The sequence below is a fragment of the Williamsia sp. Leaf354 genome, from assembly GCF_001424365.1.
Classification (GTDB): Bacteria; Actinomycetota; Actinomycetes; order Mycobacteriales; family Mycobacteriaceae; genus Williamsia_A.
Map to the genome: position 1 here is coordinate 499090 of NZ_LMPL01000004.1, position 23894 is coordinate 522983.

Genomic DNA, 23894 nt, shown 5'->3' on the forward strand with positions numbered 1-23894 from the left:
ATCTACCTATCCGACGACGAGGGGAACAGTCATGCTCAAGGCCCTGACCACGCGGTGGCGAAAGTTCTACGGCTCGCTGCCGCCCGCGCTGCAGATGATCGGGCTGCAACTGTGGTTGCCCGTCTTCTTCCTGTTCGCGTTCTGCTTCTGCTACCTGTGGGCGTTCCACTCGCCGCAGATCCACGACGCCCCGGTGGCCGTGGTCAACTCCCCCGCCGCCTCGACCTTCACCGATCAGTTCTCGAAGGCGCAGCCCGGCATGTTCGACTTCCGGCTCTATCAGACCGCCGACGAGGCCACCGAGGCCGTACGGGACGGCAGTGCTGCGGCGTCGCTGGCCCTGCCGTCACAGGCCGGCGGCAAGCCGGTCGTGACGATCGCCAGCGCGCACCAGTTCCAGGCCGCGCAGCTGATGAAGACCACCTTCACCCAGACCTTCGCGCAGAGCGGTGTCGCGCCCCAGGTGAACGACATCGCGCCGCTGCCCAAGGGCGACTCGTACGGACTCGGGGCGATGTACCTGATGCTGTCGTGGTGCATCGGCGGCTACATGGTCGCGATGTTCATCGGCATGATGGGCGCACCGCTGAGCCACCTCACCCGTGTCAGCATCCTGGCCGGTGGCGCTGCGGTCGCCGCGCTGATCACCAACCTCCTCGCGGGCCCGGTCATCGGTGTCTACGACGGCCACCTGCCGCAGATGATCGGCATCTCGTTCCTGTGGATCCTCGCGGTCGGCCTCGCGGTCAACGGTCTGTCGTACTTCTTCGGACGGTTCATCACGGCCGTCGCATTGCTGATGTTCGTGTTCCTCTCGATCCCGTCCTCCGGCGCGGCCTACCCGACGTGGATGGTGCCGCGCATCTTCGGCGACCTCAATCCGCTCGTCGTCGGCCACGGCATCACCGAGATGATCAAGCGCGTGCTGTACGGGGTCGGCGAACCGTACTGGCAGCCGTTCCTCCTGATGGGCGGGTACGCACTGCTCGGCATCGTCACGATGATCGTCGGCAAGCGCTGGCGTGAGAGCAAGGAGTTCGATCGGATCCTCGCGGGCAAGACGACCATGATGGCCGCCGCGCAGGGCGCGATGATGCGCAAGGGGATGGCCGACCGCGAGCGCATCCTCACCGCGCACGGTCTCGACTCCGACGCCAACCCGATCGAGGAGAGCCCGAAAGAGAAGGACCGCGTGACCGACGATCCCGACACCTCCGAGGGTGGCCACTACTCCGTCGACGACATGGAGACGCAGTTCCGCGGCGACCCGATGCTCAACGGCAACAACCTCGGTGGCGGCTTCGCCGACGAGGAGCGCGAGTACGAGATGCGCGAGGCGATCCGCCACCCGAAGCACGAAGCGCCGCGGTAGCCGGCTGACGTCGACAGACATCGTCCGCCTGGGGTCTCACCGTGGACACATCGCCCACGGTGGCCCTCAGGACGGACGATGTCGGTTCGTTCAGCGCCTCAACGCCCGCCGGGCAAGGGTGTTGCCCAGCCACTGACCGAGCTGCACCAGCACGACGAGGATGACGATGACGACGACGGTCAGCTTCGCGTCGAACTGCTGGTAGCCGTACTGCTGGGCGAAGTCGCCGAGACCACCGCCACCGACATAGCCCGCCATGGCCGACATGTCGACGATCGCGACGAAGACGAACGTGTAGCCGAGGATCAGCGGCGCGAGACCCTCGGGGACGACAACCGTTGCGAGCGTGCGCAGTCGGCTTGCCCCCATGGCGCGCGAGGCCTCGACCACACCGGGGTCCACGGCCACGAGATTCTGTTCGACCACACGCCCGATCACGAACGCCGCCATCACGGTCATCGGGAAGATCGCCGCCTCCGTCCCGATGCGGGTGCCCACGACCTCACGGGTCACCGGCGCCATCGCGGTGATGAAGATGATGAACGGGATCGGTCGAACGGTGTTCACCGCGACGTTGAGCACGGTGTAGATCACCGGGTTCGCGAGCAGGTTGGTCGGGCGCGTCGCGTACAGCAGAGCCCCGAGGGCCAGGCCGAGCACGCCGCCGATCACGAGGGTGACACCAACCAGTTGGAAGGTCTCGAGCAGCGCGTCCCAGAGCAGCGGACGCAGCTGCGGGGTGATGATGTCGCCGAGAAGCATCCTCAGACACCGACTTTCTCGTGCTCGATGACGTCGGTGACCGCGCGTAGACCGGCCACGGCGGTGTCGATCTGCTCGTCGGACCCCTGCAGAGCGACCGTGAACGCACCGAACGGACGCTGCGACAGTTCCACTATGCCGCCGTAGACGATCGACGCCTTGACCCCGGCGCGAGCGAAGTGGTCGGCGACGTCGATGGTGTTCGCACCGGTGTCGGCGTCGATCTCGGTCTCCCGGATGGCGACCGTGACGAACCGACCCTCGTGCCGTGTCCGCAGCCGTGCGAGCGTCTCGTCGGACGGCACGTCGCCGACGGCGCCACGGACGAGTCGCCGCGTGATCGCCGACTGCGGGCGGGCGAAGACGTCGTAGACGTCGCCCTGTTCGATGAGTCGCCCGCCGTCGAGAACGGCCACACGATCACAGATCTCGCGGATGACGTCCATCTCGTGGGTGATCACGACGATGGCCGTGCCGAGCTCGCGGTTGACGCGACGCAGCAACGCCAGGATCTCTGACGTGGTGTCGGGATCCAACGCGCTCGTCGCCTCGTCGGCCAGCAGGATCTTCGGCGAGGTCGCCAACGCACGGGCGATCCCGACGCGCTGCTTCTGTCCGCCGGAGAGCGCACGCGGGTACTGCGTCGCCTTGTCCGCGATACCCACGAACTCGAGGAGTTCGGTGACCCGCGCCGCACGCTCGTCCCTGGCGACACCCGCTATGCGCAGCGGGAACTCGACGTTGCGCGCCACGGTCCGCGACGAGAACAGGTTGAACTGCTGGAACACCATGCCGATCTCCCGGCGTACGCGGCGCAGCTGGTGCTCGCCCGCGGTGCTGATGTCCTCACCGTCGACGATGACCCGTCCCTCGTCGGGGCGCTCGAGCCCGTTGATGAGGCGCACGAGTGTGCTCTTGCCCGCGCCGGAATACCCGATCACACCGGTGATGGTGCCGGCCGCGATGTCGAGGTCGACACCGTCGACCGCCGCGGCGACCGGAGGCCTCGATCGACCCGTGCGACGCGGCGCATCGAATCGCCTCGTGGCCCCACGGAACGAGATCGCGGGGTGATCGGTGACCGCTGCCTCAGCCACCGTTGTTCGCGACCTGCTTCTGCAGGTCGACGGTCAGCTGCTGCAGTTCGGCGGGGTCGTTGTTCTTCAGGACCCCGTTGTCGCCCAACGACTTCTTGACGGCTGCCTCGACCTCGGGGTCGTGGTAGATCGACACGAGCTTCTTGTAGGTCGCGTTGTCCTTGTCCTGGTCACGGGCGACGAAGACGTTGATGTAGGGCTTCGCGATGTCGCTGTTGGGGTCGTCCTTCGCGATGATCTCGTCCTCGCCCAATTTCGCCGACGTCGCGTAGTTGTTGTTGACGATCGCGCCGTCGACGGAGTCGAGGCTCTGCGCGGTCTGTCCGGCGTCGACCGCGGTGACCTTGACCTTCGATGCGGCCTGGTCGATGTCGGCGATCGTCGAGAAGCCGTTGCCGCCGTTGCGGAGCGTGATGAGTCCGGCCTGCTGCAGGACGAGGAGCCCACGCGCCTGGTTGGTCGGGTCGTTCGGGATGACCACCGAGCCGCCCTGCGGGATCTGGCTGACCGAGGTGTGCTTGGTCGAGTACAGCGGCAGCGGGTAGACCGCGGTGGCGCCGATGGGGACCAGCTTCTGGTCGTTCTTCTGGTTGTAGGTCGCCAGGTAGAGCATGTGCTGGAACTCGTTGAGCTGCAGCTCGCCCTCGGCCAGTGCGGGATTGGGCTGGTTGTAGTCGGTGAAGTTCACGAGATCGACGGTGATGCCCTCGTCGGCGGCCTTCTTGGTGAAGACGGTCCAGTAGCTCTCCGCGGCGTCGGCGACGCCGATCTTCACGGTGTCCGAATCCGAGTCGGACCCACATGCGACCGCGCTCCCCATCACCGAGACCGCCGCGACGACCGCGACCGCCAGCTTTTTCCAACCCACTCTTCTCTGATGCACTGCCCTGTCCTTCTCCACGCCGGGATCGCCGACTCACGTGCGCACCGATGATCGCGGCGCGTCGACATGGTAGGCACGAACCGGACACGCATCCGACCACAATTGCGTTGTCCTACAGCGCAACACGGACGTGACCAGCCGAGACGACGGAGGGGCGGTTTCGATCCGCCGGATCGAAAAGCAGTGGGGAGCCGGGATCACCGAGGCGATCTCGTTGCGATCGGGAGGGCGGTCGGTGATGCTGGGGCGATGACGACGCCCACCTCGGATGGCTTCCGCCCCTACGTCGATCAGCTGATCGACCAGCACCGCGCGATCCTGCACGACAGTCTCGACGGCCTCACCGAGGACGAGGCCAGGCGTTCACTGGTCCCGTCGGCCACCACGCTGCTCGGGCTCCTCAAGCACGCCACGTTCGTCGAGAAGGTCTGGTTCGACCAGGACATCAGCGGTCGGTCACGACGCGAGATCGGGATCCCCGACGCCGCCGAGGACTCGTTCCTGCTCACGCCCGACGACACCATCGCATCGATACAGGCCGGACACCGTGTCGCGTGCGAACACTCGCGACAGGTGGCCGCCGCCCTCGACCTCGACACCGAGGTCACCGGCCGCCGACCGCACGCGCTGTGGGCGTCCTACATGCACGTCCTGCGCGAACTCGCCCACCACCGCGGGCACGCGGACATCCTGCGCGAACAGGTCCTCGCCGCACGTTGAGGGCGACCCGCCAGAACGCAATTCAGCCCCGACCGGACACCGGTCGGGGCTGAATCGAGAGCTGCTGTGACTAGAGGCCCTTGTAGATCTCGCGCGCGAGATCGGCGGTCTCGGACGGCGTCTTGCCGACCTTGACCCCTGCGGCCTCGAGTGCATCCTTCTTCGCCTGGGCGGTGCCCGAGCTGCCGGACACGATGGCGCCGGCGTGGCCCATCGTCTTGCCCTCGGGCGCGGTGAATCCTGCGACGTACCCGACGACCGGCTTGGTCACGTTGGCCTTGATGTAATCGGCGGCCCGCTCTTCGGCGTCGCCACCGATCTCACCGATCATCACGATCACCTTGGTCTCGGGATCGGCCTCGAACGCCGCGATGGCGTCGATGTGGGTGGTCCCGATGACGGGGTCGCCGCCGATGCCGATGGCGGTCGAGAAGCCGATGTCGCGCAGCTCGTACATCATCTGATAGGTCAGGGTGCCCGACTTCGACACCAGACCGATCTCACCCTTGCCCGCGATGTTGGCGGGCGTGATGCCCACCAGCGACTCGCCGGGGGTGATGATGCCGGGGCAGTTGGGCCCGATGATCCGGGTCTTCTCGCCCTTGGACTTGTTGTAGGCCCAGGCATACGCGCTGTCCTGCACCGGGATTCCCTCGGTGATGACGACCAGCAGCGGGATCTCCGCGTCGATCGCCTCGATGATGGCGTCCTTGGCGAACTTCGGCGGCACGAACGCGATGGAGACATCGGCGCCGGTCTCGGTGATCGCCTCGGCGACCGTGCCGAACACCGGCAGTTCCACGCCACCGTCATGGGACACGGTGGTGCCGGCCTTGCGCGCGTTGACGCCACCGACGACCTGGGTTCCGGCCTTGAGCATCAGGGCGGTGTGCTTGGTGCCCTCGCCGCCGGTGATGCCCTGGACGATGACCTTGGAGTCCTTGTTGAGGAAAATAGACATGAGTCAGCAGTCCTTTACTTGCTCGCCAGTTCGGCGGCCTTGTCGGCGCCGCTGTCCATGGTCTCGGCGAGCGTCACCAGCGGGTGGTTGGCGTCGGCGAGGATCGCACGGCCTTCGTCGACCTTGTTGCCGTCGAGACGGACGACGAGGGGCTTGTTCGCGTCGTCGCCCAGCTTCTTCAGCGCGCCGACGATGCCGTTGGCGACCGCGTCGCACGCGGTGATGCCACCGAAGACGTTGACGAAGACGCTCTTGACCTGATCGTCGCCGAGGATGACGTCGAGACCGGCGGCCATGACCTCGGCCGAGGCACCGCCACCGATGTCGAGGAAGTTGGCGGGCTTTACACCGCCGTGGGCCTCACCGGCGTACGCGACGACGTCGAGGGTCGACATGACCAGACCCGCGCCGTTGCCGATGATGCCGACCTGTCCGTCGAGCTTGACGTAGTTGAGGTCGTTCTCCTTGGCCTTCTGCTCCAGGGGATCGGTCGCGTCCTTGTCCTCGAACTCGGCGTGACCTTCCTGGCGGAAGTCGGCGTTCGCGTCGAGGGTGACCTTGCCGTCGAGCGCCAGGATCTGATCGTCGGGGGTGCGAACCAGCGGGTTCACCTCCACGAGGAGGGCGTCCTCCTTGATGAACACCTCCCAGAGCTTCTGGATGGTGTTCGCCGCGGCGTCGAGGACCTCGGCGGGCAGCTTGCCGGCCTCGGCGATCTCACGGGCGAAGGTGAGGTCGACACCCTTCACGGCGTCGACGGGGATGCGGGCGAGTGCGTCGGGGTTCTCCTCGGCGGTCACCTCGATCTCGACACCACCCTCCACCGAGCACATGGCGAGGTAGGTGCGGTTGGTGCGGTCGAGAAGGAAGGAGATGTAGTACTCCTCCGCGATGTCACTCGCCTCGGCCACGAGGAGCTTCTTGACGACGTGTCCCTTGATGTCGAGTCCCAGGATCGCCTCGGCGTTGGCGGTGGCCTCCGCGACGTCCTTGGAGTACTTCACTCCGCCTGCCTTGCCACGGCCACCGACCTTGACCTGAGCCTTGACCATGACGGGCTTGCCGATCTCCTCGGCGATCTGCGTCGCCCCGGCCACCGTGTCGGTAACACGTCCGGCCGATGTTGGGACTTCGTGCTTGGCGAAGAGTTCCTTCGCCTGGTATTCGAACAGATCCATTCAGCTCACCATCTCTAGTGTTTGCCCGCTCCTGATAGTTGTTCTCCCGCGAGGATCGTCTGCGGTCGCGAGCCCCAACGGACTGTATCGCCGCCGTCTGAACCGCTCGGGGACAGTCCCGACGCATGTGCCCCAGATCACTGGGTCAGCGTAGGAGAGGTACCGTACGAGCGATCGTTCGGGTCCGTTATCTCCCAATCACCCCTGACCAGCGCATCTTGTGATGCAGCTCACATCGATGACGAACTGTTCGCGCGCGGTTGCACACGCTGCAATCATTTCGTTACCGTCTCCAGGGCACGTGGTCACGACCACATCTCCCCCAGGGGAACGCCAACGGAACTCAACCGGGGGTCGTCGCCGAAAGGCGCAGCTCACGCACGTCATCGGGTCAGCCCGATGGTGTCGTGTGTCGAATCGGAAGGTGCAGTCTTGGCAGTACGGATGCGACCTGAGGAGATCACCTCGATCATCCCGATCGATTGGGATGACCTCGACGCCGAGTTCGCCGACCCGTCTCGAGCCGACGCCCATCCGTACACCGCGACGTCGAACCGCCGCACCGACGAGGCCTACGCCGATGTCCGCACCTCGGACATCACCGACCGCCCTGTGCGCGACACCCCGCGCCGGCGCTCGCTGCCCGCGGAGGTCACCCAGGACATCCTGATCGCCGAGATCGAATTCGACGAGACGGCCCACCACCATCCGTTCTCGGTCACCGGCGCGCGACAGGACGACTTCGACCCCGCCGAGGACGACCGCTCGTTCCGTCGCCTCCCGCAGACCCGCGCCCCGCGCTCGGGTGGCAAGCACCGCATCTCGGCACCGCCCACCGCCCTCAAGGGTCGCGCCGCGCTCCTCGCCGTCGCCGCCGGAGCGGCCGTGGTCGCCGTGAGCGGACAGATCGACACCGGCTCGACCACCGAGGCCCCGCAGAAGGCCGAGCCCGCGTCGGGTTCGGTCAACCGGGCGGCCGCGGTCACCCCGCTCGACCCGTCGGTCACCGGTGACGCCGCCGTCGCACCCGGCGCCGCGCCCACCGATCTCCACGACTTCACCGACCAGCTCGCCACCGGCGACAAGATGGCCCGCGACGCCAAGGCTGCCGACGCCGCCTCGCGCACCCCGCTCTACGCCTCGCCGGTCGACATGGGGCTCTACCAGTTCACCTCGGGCTTCGCCTACCGCTGGGGCGCCTTCCACGGCGGCATCGACTTCGCCGCCCCGCTGGGCACCCCGATCCACTCCGCCACCGACGGTGTCGTGGTGGAGGCCGGACCCGCCTCTGGCTTCGGCAACTGGATCCAGGTCAAGGCGTCCGACGGCAGCATCTTCATGTACGGCCACATGGCGTCGAGCGGCGTCCTCGTCACCAAGGGCGAGAAGGTGATGGCCGGACAGGTCATCGCCCGCGTCGGCAACGAGGGGTTCTCCACCGGACCGCACGTGCACGTCGAGCGCTGGGTGAACGGCATGAAGGTCGACCCGATGCCGTGGTTCCCCGAGCACGGGGTGCCGCTCTCCAACTACACCGGCTAGGTCGACCCGCCCGTTCGACGGGTCCCGACTAGAGCTTGTCCACGGGCAGACCGCCCAACGACATCAGCGTGATCCGGCCGCTGCTGCCGAAATCGAAGGTCACCCGCTCGGTGGCCCCCGATCCCTCTTTCGCGACGACCTTGCCCATGCCGTACTTGGCGTGGTTCACCCGGTCGCCGACAGCGACCGAGACCTGGTTGTTGCGTCCCCGCGTGGGACTGGCCGAATACGAGCTGCGACCACGGGCCGAACTGCGCTCGCCACCCCCGTTGCCGTTGCCGCCGGACCGGAACGAGTCGGAGCCGAAGAAGCCGCCGGAACTGCCGAACGACCGTTCGCGGCGTCGCGGCTCGGTGCGACGCCAGTCGATGAGATGCTGCGGGATCTCCTGCAGGAAGCGGGATTCCGGGTTCGACACGGGCTGCCCCCACGCCGAACGCACCATCGACCGGGTGACGTAGAGCCGCTTGCGGGCACGCGTGATGCCGACGTAGGCGAGTCGTCGCTCCTCGCTGAGCTCGGCCGGGTCGCCCAGGGCCCGCATGTGCGGGAACTGACCGTCCTCCCACCCGGTGACGAACACGACCGGGAACTCCAGTCCCTTCGCGGTGTGCAGCGTCATCATCGTCACCATGCCCGCGGCGCTGTCGGGCACCTGATCGGCGTCGGCGACCAGCGACACACGCTCGAGGAACGCCGCGAGCGAACCGGGCTCGGGGAGGCCCTCCTCCGGGTCGGGGCGGTCGGCCGGGTCGAGCGCGGCGGCATCGGCGCTGAATTCCCTTGCGACGGAGATCAACTCGTTGACGTTGTCGAGACGCGCGCCGTCCTGCGGGTCGCTCGAACCCTCCAGCTCGTCGCGATACCCCGAACGGTGGGCGATGGCCTCGACGAGCTCACCGATGTCGGCACTCTCCGACCCGGCGTCGATGGTGGTGGTGTCGGCGTCGGGGGTGTCGGACTCGCCGAACACCGCCAGGAAGTCGTTGCGCAACCCCTCGATGAGGTCGACGAAACCCGAGATCTGTTTGACGGCACGACTGTTGAGCAACGGCACGTTGCCCGCGGCGGCGTCGATCAGCGCCTGGTAGAAGCTCACCCCCGCGTTCTCGGAGTACACCGCGACACACGCCTGGGCGCGGTCGCCGATGGCACGCTTGGGCGTGTTGACGATGCGTCGCAGGCTCACGGTGTCGTCGGGATTGGCCACCACGCGCAGGTACGCGACGATGTCGCGCACCTCCTTGCGTTCGTAGAACCGCACGCCGCCGACGACCTTGTAGGCGATGCCGAGGCGGATGAAGATGTCCTCCAGCGACCGCGAACCGGTGTTGGTCCGGTAGAACACCGCGACGTCGGAGTACGTGAACTCGCCACTGTCGCAGAGGGAGTCGATCTCGCGGGCGATGAACGACGCCTCGTCGTGCTCGTTGTCGGCGACATAGCCGGCGATCAGCTCACCCTCGCCGGCGTCGGTCCACAGCTTCTTCTCGCGCCGGTTGGGGTTGCGCGCGATCACCGCGTTGGCCGCCGACAGGATCGTCTGTGTGGAGCGGTAGTTCTGTTCCAGCAGCACGGTCTCGGTGTCGGGGAAGTCTCGCTCGAACTCCTCGATGTTGCGGATCGTGGCGCCTCGGAACGCGTAGATCGACTGGTCGGCGTCGCCGACCACGCACAGTTCCGACGGCGTGACGGCCCCCTGACCCGTGCCCACCAGCTCACGCACCAGGACGTACTGGGCGTGGTTGGTGTCCTGGTACTCGTCGACCAGCACGTGCCGGAAGCGACGACGGTAGTACTCGGCGACCTCGGGGTGATTCTGCAGCAGCGCAACGGTTTCGCCGATGAGATCGTCGAAGTCGAAGGCGTTCGCCGCCCGCAGACGCGCCTGATACCGCGTGTAGATGTCGGCGAGTGTGGTGGCGGTGTCGTCGTCGGCCTCGGCGGCGGTGGCGGTCGCCGATTCGGGGCTGATGAGCTCGTTCTTCAGGTTCGAGATGTGGATGCCCGAGCCGCGCGGGCTGAACTTCTTCGGGTCGAGGTCGAGGTCGCGCACGATCATCGCCAGCAGTCGCTTGGAATCGTCGGCGTCGTAGATGGAGAAGTTCGAGTTGCGGCTCTCGATGAGCGCGGCCTGCGCGCGCAGGATCCGCACGCAGGTCGAGTGGAACGTCGAGACCCACATGCGGTTCGCGCGGGGACCGACGAGTTCGATCACCCGCTCGCGCATCTCGGCGGCGGCCTTGTTGGTGAACGTGATGGCGAGGACCTCGCCGGGCGAGACGTCACGCTGGGCGAGCAGGTAGGCGATGCGTCGGGTGAGCACCGAGGTCTTGCCGGATCCGGCGCCCGCGACGATCAGCAGGGGGCCGCCGGTGTGCATCACGGCGGCGCGTTGCTGCGGGTTGAGGCCCTCCAGGAGCTCGCGAGCGCGATCGGTGAGGGCGTCGCCGGACATGCCGGAGACCACGGGATCGCCCCTGGTGAGGCCGGGAAGAGAGGGCTGTGGTGCGCGTGTCATCAGGGAGCGATCCTACCCGCGCGGTCGGACACGACGCCCGCGCCATGCGCACAGGTGTTCTAGTGCTCCGTTCGCGAGCGTCAGCGGATCAACGCGGGGTCGTAGACCTCGCCGACCACGCCGGCGGCGAGGTGCAGCGCCAGCCCGGGCGTGCGGGGACGGATCGACACGGTCGTCCCGGTGCCCGAGGCCTGCACCCACAGACCGTGCAGACCCGCCTCGACCGGCGCGACCACCGGGCTGCTGTCCCCGATCCGCACCTCGACCTCGCCGGCGGCGTTCGCGCAGTAGGCGAACTGCACGGTCCACCGCCAGCGGATGAGCGGCCCGTCCAGATCGATCGCCGTCGGGCCGGTGACCTCGGGGCGGTCGCAGGCACCCGCACCGGCGGCGAATCCGCGCGCCCGGGTCACCGCGCCCGGGGTGATGGTGCCCTTCGGGCTCAGCACGCGCAGGTCGCCGGTCCAGTCACCGAACTCGGGCCGTGTCGGCAGCCCGGAGAAGACGTTCTCCACGAGGTTGTCCGGGTAGGCGACCGGGGTCAGCACCTCGAGCGGGACGGGTTGGGAGAACATCGGGGTGTCGGCCGCGGCGGCCAGCGACGCGCGTGCGGTGGTGACGTAGTCGCCGGTGGGGTCGTGGGACCACGATCCGGCGAAGGTCAGCGTCGAGACCACCGAGCCGATGGCCGAGAACGCGACCACCGCCGCCCCGACCAGCCGTGGGCCGCGACCCGGGTGTCCGCCCGGACGTGACGGCGCGGCGATGATCAGTGCGGCGGCCGCGACGAGCACGACGGCGGTGTCGGGGAGGTAGCGCAGTGTCTGCGACAGCTCGAGTGCGGTGGTGGTGCTGCTGCGGTTCCAGCTGACCAGTGCCTGCGCCACCACGATGTAGACGACCGTGCACACCACGACCGCGGTCGCGCCGCGTCGAGCGCGGATCGCCGCGACGACTGCCCCGGCGACGATGAGCCAGCCGACGATCTGCAGGCCGACGCCGGGAGTGCCGAACGGCGGGCTGGGTATCCAGCGGTCCCACGTCCAGGGCCCGCCCGCGACGGCGGGGACGATTCCCTCGGTCACCGAACGCCACACCAGCGCCGAGGTCTGCCCGAGGGAATGTTCGCCTGCGGTCGGGCGCCCGATGGTCAGGAAGGCCACCGCCCACACCGCGGCCACCGCCGACAGTGCGATCCACAGGCCGCGGGCTCGTCGCCACACCACCGGCAGCGCGCGGGTCGGTTCGCCCGGGTCGCGCCCGAGCTGCGACAGCCGCACCCCGAGCAGGGCGACCACGAACGCGACCGGCGCGATTAGCGCCGACTTCTCGAAGAACGCCAGCCCGACGGCGAACACCACCGCGGAGCGGATCACGATCGTCCGACTCTCGATGATCCGGGACCGCGGCCCTCCCGACGCGCCACCGGCGCGGTCGCGGGTCAGCAGGACGGCGTCGGCGACGACCCACGCCATCGTCGCCTGCATCGGGAGGTTGTTGAGCCCCGAGGCCCACCACGCGAAGGACGGCACGACCATCGGCGTCAGGAGATAGAAGGCGAGGGCGACCAGCGCGGCCGGTCGACGGCCGGCGATGACCACGACCATCCGGGCCACCGACGCGGACGCCACGAGCTGCCCGACGAGCAGGGTCGCCGCGGCCACCGGCCAGCTCAACGGGGCCACGGCGGTGACGGCGTCGATCACCGCCATCGCCGCCGGCATCAGGTGGCCGTCGTGGTCGTCGAACAGCAGCGACGGCGAGAAGAACCCGTGGGTGCCCGCGCGCGAGGTCAGGATCAGGTCGTCCCAGTAGAAGTTGCCCCGTACGAGCACGTAGGCGCGCACCACCACGTGGATGAGCAGCAGCAACCCGAGGCCGATCACCACCCCGCGACCCGCACGCGCCGGTGACCGGTGGGCGCGCACGACGTCCGTCACCGCCGAGGTCGTGCTGGTCGGGTGCGCCACCGCTCATTGGTACCAGTCGCCCGCCCCGGGATCGCACGACACTCGTGGCAAGATCGGTCGGATGAACGCCTCCGACGATGCGGCCGGCTCGCCGATCGACCTGAGCAGCTACGGACTCTCGTCCGACGTCGACGACCTCCCCGACGAGATCGACGAACTCCGCCTCGAGATCGACCGTCTCGACGCGATCATCCTCGGCGCCATCAAACGCCGGACCGCCATCTCGAAGAAGGTGGGACGCACCCGCATGGCGTCGGGCGGACCGCGCCTGGTGCACAGCCGCGAGATGAAGGTGCTGCAGCGGTTCTCCGAACTCGGCCAGGAGGGTCACACCCTCGCGATGATGCTGCTGCGTCTCGGCCGGGGTCCGCTGGGCCGGTGAGCCCCGCCCGCGACAGCGTCCTCTTCGTCCACTGGCACGATCTCGGACGCCATCTCGCCTGCTACGGCGCCGCCGGGGTGGTCAGCCCTCATCTCGACGCACTCGCCGCCGACGGTGTGCTGCTCACCGACGCCCATGCAGCCGCCCCCCTGTGCTCCCCCGCCCGCGGTGCGCTGTTCACGGGCCGGTACCCGCACTCGACGGGCCTGATCGGCCTGGCCCACCACGGTTTCGAGTACCACGATGACGTCGTGACGCTCCCGGCGATCCTGTCGCGCGAGGGATGGACCACCCAGCTGTTCGGCATGCAGCACGAGAGCTCCGACCCGGCACGGATCGGATTCGACGACTGGGACGTCTCGGACTCGCGTTGCGACCACGTCGTCGCACGCAGCCAGGAATGGCTGGCCGACCACGGCACCGACGGTCCGTTCCTGTTGACGGCGGGGTTCTTCGAGACCCATCGCCCCTACCCTGCCGACGAGTACCCGCCCGCCGATCCCGCCGGCGTCACGGTGCCGCCGTTTCTGCCCGACGCGCGTCCGGTGCGCGAGGACATCGCGGGCCTGCAGGCGTCGGTGACGAAAGCCGATGCGGCCGTGGGACGGTTGCTGCAGACGGTCACCGACCTCGGCCTCGACGAGAGCACGTGGATCGTGTTCATCACCGATCACGGCATCGCGTTCCCCCGCGCCAAATCCACCCTCTACGAGGCGGGAACGGGTGTCGCCTGCATCATCCGGCCGCCGACGTCACGGGATGTCACCGCACACCGCTACGACGACCTGTTCAGCGGCGTCGACCTGTCGCCGACCATCCTCGACGCGCTCGGGCTCGACGTGCCCGAGGACATGGAGGGCTTCTCCCACGCCGACGAGATGTTCGGCGGCACCCCGGACACCGCGGACACGGTGCGCTCGGAGGTGTTCACGGAGAAGACCTTCCACGACAGCTTCGACCCGATCCGGGCCGTGCGCACGTCCACGCACCGGTACATCGAGAACTACGCGCGACGTCCCGCGCTGAGCCTGCCGCTGGACATCCTCGACAGCCCGTCGGCGCTGGCGCTCGACGGATCGCAGGACCTCCCGCGTCCGGAGCGCGAGTTGTACGACCTGCGTGTCGATCCCCTCGAGCGGATCAACCTCGCCGAGGACCCGGCGCACGCCGACATCCGCGACGACCTCGCCGGGCGCCTGCGCGACTGGCGGACCGACACCGGCGACGAACTGCTCGACGAGGCGACCGGCACCGCGATCGCGGCGGAGTTCATGCGACGTCATCACGCGCAGCTCGACACCGAGGCCGCCCGCGCGACGGCCCGCAGCCTGCCGTCGCGCCGTCCGCTCGGCGACCAGCGACAGCTCCGGCGCACCGAGCGGGACTGACTACATCGCCTCGATCTTCGGCAGGATGTCGTTCTTGAGGCGCTTCATGTCGTCCATCGTCTTCGCGGTGGGCACATCGGCGAACGGCGGCCACACCAGCAGTTTCGTCAGCCCCGCCTCGCGATAGCGCTTGAGGATGTCGGTCACCTGACGTTCGGACCCGACGAGGAGATTGGATGCCTTGCCGGCCGGGGTGTCGTCCATGTCGACGTCGGTGATGACCGTCCAGATCATGCTGGCGATGTCGAGGTCGTCGATGGTCCGCGGGGTGTCGAGTTCGGCGAGTTCCGAGGCGATCCCGGCGCGCCAGGTCGCGATCTCCTCCGGCGAGTCCTGGATCCCGATCCACCCGTCGAGGCCGTACTTCGCGACCCGCTTGGCCGCGCGCTTGGCGTCCTTCAGTCCACTGAAGTACATCGGCGGCCGAGGGCTCTGCAGCGGCTTGGCCCCGAACCCGCTGGGGCCGAAATCGGCGAACTCCCCGTGGTATTCGAACACGTCGTTCGCCCAGATCCCCTGCATGATCTCGATCGACTCACGCAGGTGCTGATGGCGGCGCGGGAAGATGTGACCGGCGCTCGCGGCGGCGAACTCCTCGGGCATCCACCCCGATCCGACGGCCACGTTCAGCCGGCCGTTGCTCAGGTGGTCGATGGTCGCGAGCTCGGCGGCGAGCACACCCGGTGAGCGGTAGGGGGTGTCGATGATGCTCATCCCGATGCGGACCTTCGTCGTCTTCGCGGCGAGCCACGGGATCAGCGGGAACCCCTGCAGGAACTCCCCTCTCGACGACACGGGCAGCTGCTTGGGCAGCTCGTGCATCATGCCGAAGGCGAACTCCATCTCCGCACGATCCGACGACTCCGGGACGATGATGCGGTCGAGCGTCCAGACGGACTCGTACTCGAGTTCCTCGGCGAGGGCGGTGAGGTCCTCGAGTTCGGTGACGGTGATCTTCTCGCGGAAATTGGGCAGGTACAGGGCGAGTTCGAGCATGGGTCCTCCTCGGTGGGACGGGTGGGTCAATGGGCGGAGAGAGCGGAGCGGATGTAGGTCTTGAGGATCTTCCCGACGGTGGAGCGGGGCAGGTCGGGCCAGACCTCGATCTGTTTGGGCGCCTTGACCGATCCGATGCGCGTCTTGACGAACGCGGTCAGTTCCTCGGCCGTGGGAGCGGCGCCGTCGTGGAGCAGGACGACCGCGGTGACCCGTTCGCCCCACTTGTCGTCGGGCAGTCCGACGACGGCGCAGTCACGGACGGCGTCGTGCGCCATGAGCGCCTGCTCGACCTCCGCGGAATACACGTTGAAACCGCCGGTGATGATCATGTCCTTGGCGCGGTCGACGATGTGGAGCAGTCCGTCGTCGTCGAGGAACCCGATGTCGCCGGTGTGGTGCCACCCGTGGGTCGACGCGGCGGCGGTCGCCTCGGGGTTGCGGTAGTAGCCCGCCATCACCAGAGGCCCACGGACACACACCTCCCCGCGCTCGCCTGCGGGCACGGCGACCCCGTCCTCGTCGAGGATCGCGACGGTCACCAGCGGCGACGGGAAGCCGGCGGAGGCGAGCCGCTCGTGATGGATGCTCCCGTCGGGCCGACGATGCTCCGCCGGCGACAGGGTGGAGATCATCATCGGTGCCTCGGACTGCCCGAACAGTTGCGCCATCGGGCCGATCCGCCTCAGCGCCTCGGCGAGTCGACTGGTCGAGATCGGTGCCGCGCCGTACCAGAAGCATTGCAGGGACGACAGATCCGTCGCGTCGAGCGACTCGTGCGAGAGCACCATGTAGATCAGCGTCGGCGGCAGGAACGTGTGCGTGATCCCGTGCCGCGCGACGAGATCGAGGAACTCCCCGACGTCCGGGTGGTCCATCACGACGATCTCGCCGCCGAGCGCCATGATCGGGAAGCACAGGACCCCGGCCGCATGCGTCAACGGGGCCAGCGCGAGGTAGCGCGGCCTCCCCTCGAACGGGTAGCGCATCAGCACGACCGACGTCATCGTCTGTAGGTTGCGGTCGGTGAGCATCACCCCTTTCGGGCGCCCCGTCGTCCCGCCCGTACCGACGAGTGCGACGACGTCGTCGACGGGGCCGTCGTCCACCGGGTCGTCGTCGACAACCAGATCGTCATCGGTGACCAGGTCGTCGTCGGGGGCCGCGGCGAGCCAGTCGTCGAGACCGATCGCGGTGCCGTCGGACTCGCCGAGCCGGACGAGGGTGACCAACGACGGGAGCTGCGGCGCGATCTCGGCGACGAGGTCGTCGAACGCGGGTTGGAAGAGCAGCGTCGTGCAGTCGATGAGATCGAGGAGTTCGGCGTTCTCACCGGCCGCGTTGCGCGGGTTGACGGGACACCACACCGCGCCGGTCCGCGCGATGCCGAAGACGCAGGCGAACGAGGTGGGGTGGTTGGCCGAGAGGATGCCCACCTTGTCCCCCGGCGCGACACCCGACCGACGCAGCGCTCGCGCCACCGCGTGTGACAGGCCAACCACCTCGCCGTAGCTCATCGACTCCCCGCGCAGGGTGAGACACGGTGCGTCCGGGCCGAGCGATGCGCCCTTGTCGAGGTAGAAGGCCAGCGTCACAGCAGATCCCGGAGGTCGTCGACCGAGGTCGGGGACCTCACATCCCCATCCCGCCGTCGACCGGCAGCCCGGCCCCGGTGATGAACTTCGCGGCGTCCGACGACAGGAACACGACCGCATCGGCCATGTCGTCGACCTGCCCGAGACGCCCGAGCGGGGTGAGTTCGGCGACGGCGCCGGCCGCGGCCTCCGGCGACTCGAAGAGTCCGAGGCCGGCGGTCTCGACGGCGAGCTTGTTGCCCATGGCCGTCGGGGTGAGGCCGGGGTAGATGCAGTTGATCCGCACCCCGTACCCGAGCTTGCCGGACTCGGCGGCCGCGACGCGGGTGAGGCGGTCGATGGCCGACTTCGACGCGGAGTACAGGGCGATGCCGGGAAATGCGATGGTCGCGGCGACGGACGCGATGTTGACCACCGCGCCGCCGTCACCCGCCGCCCCGCCTGGACGCATCGTCCGGAAGGCGTGCTTGATACCGAGCGCGGTCCCGAGGACGTTGACCGACAGCAGGGTCGATGCGGCGTCGGCATCGAAGTCGATCAGCAGGTCGGTGACCTCCACGCCGGCGTTGTTGACGACGATGTCGAGACCGCCGAGTGCGGCGACCGCCGTCGCCATGGCCGACTCCCACTCCGCGTCGTGGCGGACGTCGAGGTGCACGAACTCCGCTTTCGCCCCGGCCGCTCGCAGGCTGTCGACCGTCTCGTGGCCGAGGTCGTCGTCGATGTCGGCGACGGCGACAGCCGCCCCGGCCTGCGCCAGCGCCGACGCCATACCGGCGCCGAGTCCCTGTGCAGCCCCGGTGACCAGCGCCTTCCGGCCGGCGAGGTTGTAACTCGTCATGCGTGTGCCCTTTCCTGGACGGACTCGACCCGGTCGGGAGACGTAGGCCACAGCCGTGGATGAATGCGGTGGCCATCACACTAAGAACGTCCTTTGACAGCTGTCAAGGATTTCTTGGGCAGTTGTCAAGAATCACGTGCTCTCGCACGGCGCGGCGCCGGTGAAGTGGGCTTTCGCTGCACGTTCCGGCCCGATCGCGCCGTACACTCGGTCGATGACCACCGCCACGCACCCCGACGCGCGGTCGGGGCAGCGAGGCCCGGACAAGTTCTCCGCACGGCGCAGGGAGCTCGCGACCGCGACGCTCAAGACACTCGCCGAGCTGGGCTATGCGCGCACCAGCCTGCGGGAGATCGCGCAGAACTCGGCGTTCTCGCACGGGGTCCTGCACTACTACTTCCGCGACAAGCTCGACCTCATCGCCGAGGCGGTCCGGATCTACGAGGACCTGTGCGTGACCCGGTACGACGAGGCGGTCGCGTCTGCGACGACGGCCGACGAGTTGCGGCGGGACTTCTCCTCGATGTTCGTGGCGACCCTGCGGGCCGACTCGTCACTGCACCGGCTCTGGTACGACCTCCGCAACCAGACCCGCTACGAGGAGTCGCTGCGCGACGAGGTCCGCGAGATCGAACTCCGCCGTACCGAGATGATCTGGAATGTGGTGCACCGCTTCTGCGAGCTGCGGGGGGCGCCGGCGCGCATGACCCGACAGCTCGTCTACGTCGCCTTCGACGGAATCTTCCAGCAGGGCCTCGACGACCTCCTCAACGGCGCCGACCCCGAGATGACCGGTGCGCGAGATCTTCTCGACGAGGTGTTCGCAGCCCTCTGACGTCAGGTCGAGGAGACGGTGCGGAAACCGATGTTGCCCGCCGACGACGCGGGGGTGGTGTGCGAGCGCGCCGCGACACGGTAGCGCCGGCAGTACGAGTCGTCGCACAGGTACGACCCCCCGCGCAGCACGCGGGTCGCTCCGCGGTCCGGGCCGGACGGGTCGGCGGTCGGACTGCGTCGATACCACCGCGGGTCGAAGCGGTCGGAGCACCACTCCCACACGTTGCCCGACATCTGGCGCAGCCCGAAGCCGTTGGGCGGCAGAGCATCGCCGGGCAGTGTCGGGGCGACGGCGATCCGCGACCCCGGGTGCGCCGGAAACGCCGATCCCCACCTCGCGGGGTCGTAGATGTGACACAACTCGGCACCCGACGGTGTCGTGCGGTCGTCACCCCACCCGAAGCGGGTCCCCTCGAGTCCGCCGCGCCCCGCGTACTCCCACTGCGCCTCGGTGGGCAGGGCACGCGACGCCCACCGGCAATAGGCGAGCGCATCGTCGTGCGAGACGTGCACCACCGGGTGGTCGGCGAGGTCGGTGCGCAAGTCGGGGCCTGGTCCGAACGGGTGTCGCCAGTCCGCGCCCCGCACCTCCCACCACCACGGCGCGGCGGGTGCGGCCCCGAGGACGTCGACCGACGCGGGATCGACCAGCGCGTGGAACACCGCCGACGATCCCGCCCTCTCGGCGGTCGTGCGGTATCCGGTGTCGTCGACGAACGCCGCGAAATCGCTGGTGCGGACCGTGGTCTCGTCCATCGTGAACGCGGCGACGGTGACGGCGTGGCATGGCGTCTCGCCGTCGGTGGCGACACCCTCGGAATGAGCGTCACCCATGTCGAAGCGTCCCCCGGCCAGCGGCCGCTGCGCCACCCGATGCGTGCCCGTCGTCGTGACGGGCAGCGCGTCCGGGATCGCCCTCGCGGTGTCGGCGGTCGGCGAGCAGCAGGGTGCCGCCTGCGCCCGGTCGGCGAACCCCTTCATGGCGTACACCCTAGGGAGCCGTCGCCACCGACGGCGTGCGCGTCCACCGTGAACGGGGCGCGACGGCGCCACTAGGCTGATCGCGGAGAGGGTCACGAGCCCGCGCGACGCCAGAACCGAGAGGTCCACCATGACGAGCGACACCACCGAACACGACCACGACATCACCGGTACCCACGCCTGGCAGGAACTGTCGGCCCATCAGCCGCACGTCTACGCCATGCACCTGCGCGAGGTCTTCGCCGTCGACCCCAAGCGGGGCCGCGAACTCGTCATCGACGTCGGTGACCTGCACATCGACTACTCGAAGCACCGCGTGCTGCGCGAGACGCTCGACCTGCTGGTGTCGCTGGCGCGTGAGGTCGACCTCGAGGGCAAGCGCGACGCCATGTTCTGGGGCGAACACATCAACACCTCCGAGGACCGCGCGGTGCTGCACACGGCGCTGCGTCTGCCGCAGGGCGCGACGCTGAAGGTCGACGGTCAGGACGTCGTCGCCGACGTGCACGAGGTGCTCGAGGCGATGGGCACCTTCACCGACGCTCTGCGTAACGGCGAGTGGACCGGTCACACCGGCAAGCGCATCGAGACCGTCGTGAACATCGGCATCGGCGGGTCCGATCTCGGCCCGGCGATGGTCTACCAGGCCCTGCGGCACTACGTCGACGCCGGCATCAGCTGTCGATTCGTGTCGAACGTCGACCCCGCCGACCTCGTCGGCACGCTGGCCGATCTCGATGCCGAGACCACCCTCTTCGTCATCGCGTCGAAGACCTTCTCGACGCTGGAGACCCTCACCAACGCGACCGCGGCCCGCACCTGGCTGCTCGAGAAGCTCGGCGTGGGACCCGACGACGGCGCCGTCGCCAAGCACTTCGTCGCCGTGAGCACCAACGCCGAGAAGGTCGCCGACTTCGGCATCGACACCGACAACATGTTCGGGTTCTGGGACTGGGTGGGCGGCCGCTACTCGGTCGACTCCGCGATCGGACTGTCGGTGATGGCCGCGGTGGGCAAGGAGGCGTTCGCCGACTTCCTGCACGGCTTCAACGTCGTCGACAAGCACTTCCGCTCGGCGCCGCTGCACCAGAACGCGCCGGTCATCCTGGGCCTCATCGGCCTCTGGTACAACAATTTCTGGGACTCGCAGTCGCGTGTGGTGCTCCCCTACTCCAACGACATGGCGCGCTTCGCGGCGTACCTGCAGCAGCTCACGATGGAGTCCAACGGCAAGTCCGTCGACGCCCACGGACATCACGTCACCGTCGACACCGGCGAGATCTTCTGGGGCGAGCCCGGCACCAACGGCCAGCACGCCTTCTACCAGCTCCTGCACCAGGGCACCCGGATGGTCCCCGCCGATTTCATCGGGTTCGCCTCGCCGACAGACGATCTGCCCGTCGACGCCGACGGTTCGGGGTCGATGCACGACCTGTTGATGAGCAACTTCTTCGCCCAGACGAAGGTGCTCGCATTCGGCAAGACCGCTGACGAGATCGCCGCCGAGGGTGTCGACTCGCACGTGGTGGCGCACAAGGTGATGCCGGGCAACCGTCCGTCGACGTCGATCCTGGCGCCGAAGCTCACGCCGTCGGTGATCGGTCAGCTCATCGCGCTCTACGAGCACCAGGTGTTCGTCGAGGGCGCGATCTGGGGCATCAACTCCTTCGACCAGTGGGGTGTCGAGTTGGGCAAGACCCAGGCCAAGGAGCTCCTCGAGGTCCTCATCGACCCGGCGGCCCCGGCCGCGCAGGACGATTCGTCCACCGATGCCCTCATCCGGTGGTATCGAGGAGAGCGTGGACGCGACGTCTGAGCGCACCTCCGACACCCGTCGACCGCGATTCGTCGATCGCGCGGCGGCGGCACGGTTGTCGGTCCTCGACGACATCTTCTACCGCGGCAACCACGGCCGCGGCGCCGAGGTCGTCATGCAGGGTGTGTGGCGTTTCGCCGAACCCATCGCGCCCGACGATCTCGCCGACCTGCACCGACTGCTCGCCGCCAGTGACCTGACGCGGCGGGTGGCGACATCGCCGGTCCCGTTCGCGCGTCGCAGTTTCGTCGCCGACGCGGTCGTCGCACCGCTGCGGGTCGATCCCGAACCGGTTGCGCCGCACGACGTGGTGGCGTGGGCCGACGACCGCGCCGCCGCAGGGTTCGACGTCGACCGCGGACCGGTGTGGGAGATCGCGGTGCGCCCGGTCACCGACGGCGGGTCGGCGGTGACGGTCAGCTGTTCGCACGTCGTCACCGAGGGGCTCGGCCTGATCGGTGTCGCCCGGGCGGCACTCGCCGGATCCGATCCGAGCGCGGTCCGCACCCCGACCACGCCACCGCGGCTGCGCGACGACGTGATCGACGCGCTGCTGTTGTGGGTACACGTCGTCGTCGGTGTGGTGCGCAGCCTCGCGCGGACCGTGATCGATCCGCAGGTGCGGGCAGAACTGTTGGCCGCGGCCCGACCGCCGTCGCGACCAGTGGCAGCCCCGTCCGGTCCGCCGGTGCGTGAGGTCCATGCCGTGCTCGATGTCGATGCGGCGCACTGGGATCGGTTCGTCGCCGCCAGTGGCGCCACCTCCACCGCGGTCGCGACCGCTCTCGCCGCCGACCTCGTGCGCGAGGTCCGCGGACCCGGACCGGTCGAGGTCGCGATCCCCATGGCGGGCGGTGACGAGACCGGCGAGCTGATGATGGCGGAGACGGTGATCGACGACGCCGACGACGCGGCCGTGTGCGCCGACAAGCTGCGCGCCGCCTACGCCGCGGCGGGCGGCGGTGCGTCCGGTTCCGGCCTGGGTCCACCGGGTGGGATGCCCGCCGAACTGCTGCAACTGCTCGGCGACCGCATCGCGCATGCGATGGTCCCCGATCCCGGCGGACGCGAGGCCCTGGTGTCCCCGTTGGGCGATCTGGGCGGGGTGTTCGACGAGCTCGGAGGGCATCGCGCGACCGGAATGGCGGTGCGGTCGGTGGAGCCCCGGCCCACCGACACGCCGTCGCGGACCGTCGTGCGTCTGTGGTCGGGCCGGTCGGCGGGACGCATCACCCTCACCCTCGTGACGCCCGGTCGGCCGGGGCGCGGCGTCACGATGGATCGCCATCGGCTCGGTCAACTCGGCGCCGCGGTCGCGGCGCGGCGGGGACTTGTCGCCATTCCATGGTGATCGCTGCATACGATCACTGACATGGTCACGTTGAGAACCGCTGTCACCTCCGCACTCGCGATCGTCGGCACGGCCGCGACCCTGGCCGCCTGCACCTCGGGATCGGAGTCGGCGGGCACCGACGCCCCGGCCCGGCCCAGCACGTCGGTGCCGGTGTCGGCCAACGTCGTGGCCCCCGCGGGCCTGGTCGACCGCACCCCCACCGGCACGACGTTGGCGTTCGGCGCGAGCGCGTATCTGCCTGCGGACGCGTTCCGGCCCGCCGGTCAACTCGCCATGTTCACCGTCACCGGCATCGAACCGGGCTCGGCGTCGGAGCTCCCGGAGTCGGTGACCCACGGCGGTACCCCGTTCTACGTCCACGTCACCGTCACCCAGCTGGCGAACCGCCAGCTCGACGTGCCGTCGGTGGTGGGCCTCGCCGGCAGCAGCGACGGACGCACCGCGACCCTCACCGAGACCCCGCCCGACAACTTCGACAAGTGCCGGGCGACGGACGCCCCACGCACCCTGGGACGTGGCAACTCCTACGCGACGTGTTTCGTCGCCGTGGCCGACAAGGGCGTCGATCTGACCCGGGTCATCTACTGGGCGCAGACCTCGACCGATCCCTCGGCCGACTACAAGGCCGCGCCGGTGGTGTGGTCCGACGGATCGCCGGCCGCACCGGCATCGTCGCCGGCCACGACGGGCTGATCGCG

General features: G+C 68.7%; 20 protein-coding genes. 9 read left to right on the forward strand and 11 right to left on the reverse strand.

Annotation, left to right across the window (positions count from 1 at the left end; all coding sequences use genetic code 11):
- Positions 1–31: 31 nt before the first annotated feature.
- A complete protein-coding gene (locus ASG12_RS16820; RefSeq protein ID WP_055792029.1) occupies positions 32–1372 on the forward strand; it encodes an ABC transporter permease in 1341 nt (446 codons plus the stop codon).
- A gap of 90 nt (positions 1373–1462) precedes the next feature.
- Here the strand turns inward: ASG12_RS16820 and ASG12_RS16825 are convergent, their stop codons facing one another.
- The 3 genes from ASG12_RS16825 to ASG12_RS16835 are packed head-to-tail and all read right to left on the reverse strand — an operon-like array spanning position 1463 to position 4051.
- Positions 1463–2134: a methionine ABC transporter permease gene (locus ASG12_RS16825; RefSeq protein WP_055792031.1), complete on the reverse strand. Its 672-nt coding sequence runs from the start codon at positions 2132–2134 to the stop codon at positions 1463–1465.
- Positions 2135–2136: 2 nt separating this feature from the next.
- Positions 2137–3231, reverse strand: coding sequence for a methionine ABC transporter ATP-binding protein (locus tag ASG12_RS16830; RefSeq protein ID WP_082502079.1), 1095 nt, complete (start codon positions 3229–3231; stop codon positions 2137–2139).
- A complete protein-coding gene (locus tag ASG12_RS16835; RefSeq protein WP_055792288.1) occupies positions 3224–4051 on the reverse strand; it encodes a MetQ/NlpA family ABC transporter substrate-binding protein in 828 nt (275 codons plus the stop codon). Before ASG12_RS16835 ends, ASG12_RS16830 begins: the two co-directional genes overlap by 8 nt.
- A gap of 312 nt (positions 4052–4363) precedes the next feature.
- Between ASG12_RS16835 and ASG12_RS16840 the strand changes: the two genes are divergently transcribed.
- Positions 4364–4834 carry a DinB family protein gene (locus tag ASG12_RS16840; protein WP_055792034.1) on the forward strand — a complete coding sequence of 157 codons (471 nt, stop codon included), beginning with the start codon at positions 4364–4366 and terminating at the stop codon, positions 4832–4834.
- A gap of 70 nt (positions 4835–4904) precedes the next feature.
- Here ASG12_RS16840 and sucD read toward each other — a convergent pair whose 3' ends face one another.
- Entirely contained in the window at positions 4905–5795 is an 891-nt protein-coding gene (gene sucD, locus ASG12_RS16845; protein WP_055792037.1) for a succinate--CoA ligase subunit alpha, read from the reverse strand.
- A 14-nt stretch (positions 5796–5809) separates the two neighbouring features.
- Entirely contained in the window at positions 5810–6973 is a 1164-nt protein-coding gene (sucC, locus tag ASG12_RS16850) for an ADP-forming succinate--CoA ligase subunit beta (RefSeq protein WP_055792040.1), read from the reverse strand.
- A gap of 432 nt (positions 6974–7405) precedes the next feature.
- Between sucC and ASG12_RS16855 the strand changes: the two genes are divergently transcribed.
- Positions 7406–8515 (forward strand): M23 family metallopeptidase, encoded by a 1110-nt coding sequence (locus ASG12_RS16855; RefSeq protein WP_235457215.1) that lies wholly within the window; start codon positions 7406–7408, stop codon positions 8513–8515.
- A 28-nt stretch (positions 8516–8543) separates the two neighbouring features.
- Here the strand turns inward: ASG12_RS16855 and ASG12_RS16860 are convergent, their stop codons facing one another.
- Together ASG12_RS16860 and ASG12_RS16865 are read right to left on the reverse strand one after the other, a co-directional pair.
- Positions 8544–11036 carry a UvrD-helicase domain-containing protein gene (locus ASG12_RS16860; protein WP_082502080.1) on the reverse strand — a complete coding sequence of 831 codons (2493 nt, stop codon included), beginning with the start codon at positions 11034–11036 and terminating at the stop codon, positions 8544–8546.
- 80 nt (positions 11037–11116) lie between these two features.
- Positions 11117–13006 (reverse strand): hypothetical protein, encoded by a 1890-nt coding sequence (locus ASG12_RS16865; protein WP_235457217.1) that lies wholly within the window; start codon positions 13004–13006, stop codon positions 11117–11119.
- Between the two features lie 61 nt (positions 13007–13067).
- On the opposite strand from ASG12_RS16865, the gene ASG12_RS16870 reads away from it, so the two are divergent.
- Together ASG12_RS16870 and ASG12_RS16875 are read left to right on the forward strand one after the other, a co-directional pair.
- Positions 13068–13388, forward strand: a complete 321-nt coding sequence (locus ASG12_RS16870; protein ID WP_045824084.1) for a chorismate mutase — start codon at positions 13068–13070, stop codon at positions 13386–13388.
- The gene (locus ASG12_RS16875) at positions 13385–14776 is read left to right on the forward strand and encodes a sulfatase family protein (RefSeq protein WP_055792048.1); all 1392 of its coding nucleotides are present in this window, start codon (positions 13385–13387) and stop codon (positions 14774–14776) included. The genes ASG12_RS16870 and ASG12_RS16875 overlap by 4 nt, the downstream gene beginning before the upstream one ends.
- On the opposite strand, the gene ASG12_RS16880 is transcribed toward ASG12_RS16875, so the two are convergent.
- Genes ASG12_RS16880 through ASG12_RS16890 form a run of 3 tightly spaced genes read right to left on the reverse strand, consistent with a single transcriptional unit; the run spans position 14777 to position 18208 of the window.
- On the reverse strand, positions 14777–15772 hold the full coding sequence (locus tag ASG12_RS16880; RefSeq protein ID WP_055792051.1) for an LLM class flavin-dependent oxidoreductase: 996 nt from the start codon (positions 15770–15772) through the stop codon (positions 14777–14779).
- Positions 15773–15798: 26 nt separating this feature from the next.
- Complete coding sequence (locus ASG12_RS16885) at positions 15799–17367, reverse strand: acyl-CoA synthetase (RefSeq protein WP_055792054.1); 1569 nt, start codon at positions 17365–17367, stop codon at positions 15799–15801.
- Between the two features lie 37 nt (positions 17368–17404).
- Positions 17405–18208: an SDR family NAD(P)-dependent oxidoreductase gene (locus ASG12_RS16890; protein ID WP_055792057.1), complete on the reverse strand. Its 804-nt coding sequence runs from the start codon at positions 18206–18208 to the stop codon at positions 17405–17407.
- 214 nt (positions 18209–18422) lie between these two features.
- Here ASG12_RS16890 and ASG12_RS16895 point away from each other — a divergent pair, with 214 nt between their 5' ends.
- Entirely contained in the window at positions 18423–19043 is a 621-nt protein-coding gene (locus ASG12_RS16895) for a TetR/AcrR family transcriptional regulator (protein ID WP_055792295.1), read from the forward strand.
- A gap of 2 nt (positions 19044–19045) precedes the next feature.
- Here ASG12_RS16895 and ASG12_RS16900 read toward each other — a convergent pair whose 3' ends face one another.
- Positions 19046–20026: a formylglycine-generating enzyme family protein gene (locus tag ASG12_RS16900; protein ID WP_055792298.1), complete on the reverse strand. Its 981-nt coding sequence runs from the start codon at positions 20024–20026 to the stop codon at positions 19046–19048.
- A 130-nt stretch (positions 20027–20156) separates the two neighbouring features.
- Between ASG12_RS16900 and pgi the strand changes: the two genes are divergently transcribed.
- The 3 genes from pgi to ASG12_RS16915 are packed head-to-tail and all read left to right on the forward strand — an operon-like array spanning position 20157 to position 23889.
- Positions 20157–21842, forward strand: a complete 1686-nt coding sequence (pgi, locus tag ASG12_RS16905) for a glucose-6-phosphate isomerase (protein WP_055792060.1) — start codon at positions 20157–20159, stop codon at positions 21840–21842.
- Positions 21826–23193 (forward strand): hypothetical protein, encoded by a 1368-nt coding sequence (locus ASG12_RS16910; RefSeq protein ID WP_055792062.1) that lies wholly within the window; start codon positions 21826–21828, stop codon positions 23191–23193. The genes pgi and ASG12_RS16910 overlap by 17 nt, the downstream gene beginning before the upstream one ends.
- Positions 23194–23214: 21 nt before the next feature.
- Positions 23215–23889 (forward strand): hypothetical protein, encoded by a 675-nt coding sequence (locus ASG12_RS16915; RefSeq protein WP_082502081.1) that lies wholly within the window; start codon positions 23215–23217, stop codon positions 23887–23889.
- Positions 23890–23894 lie beyond the last annotated feature (5 nt).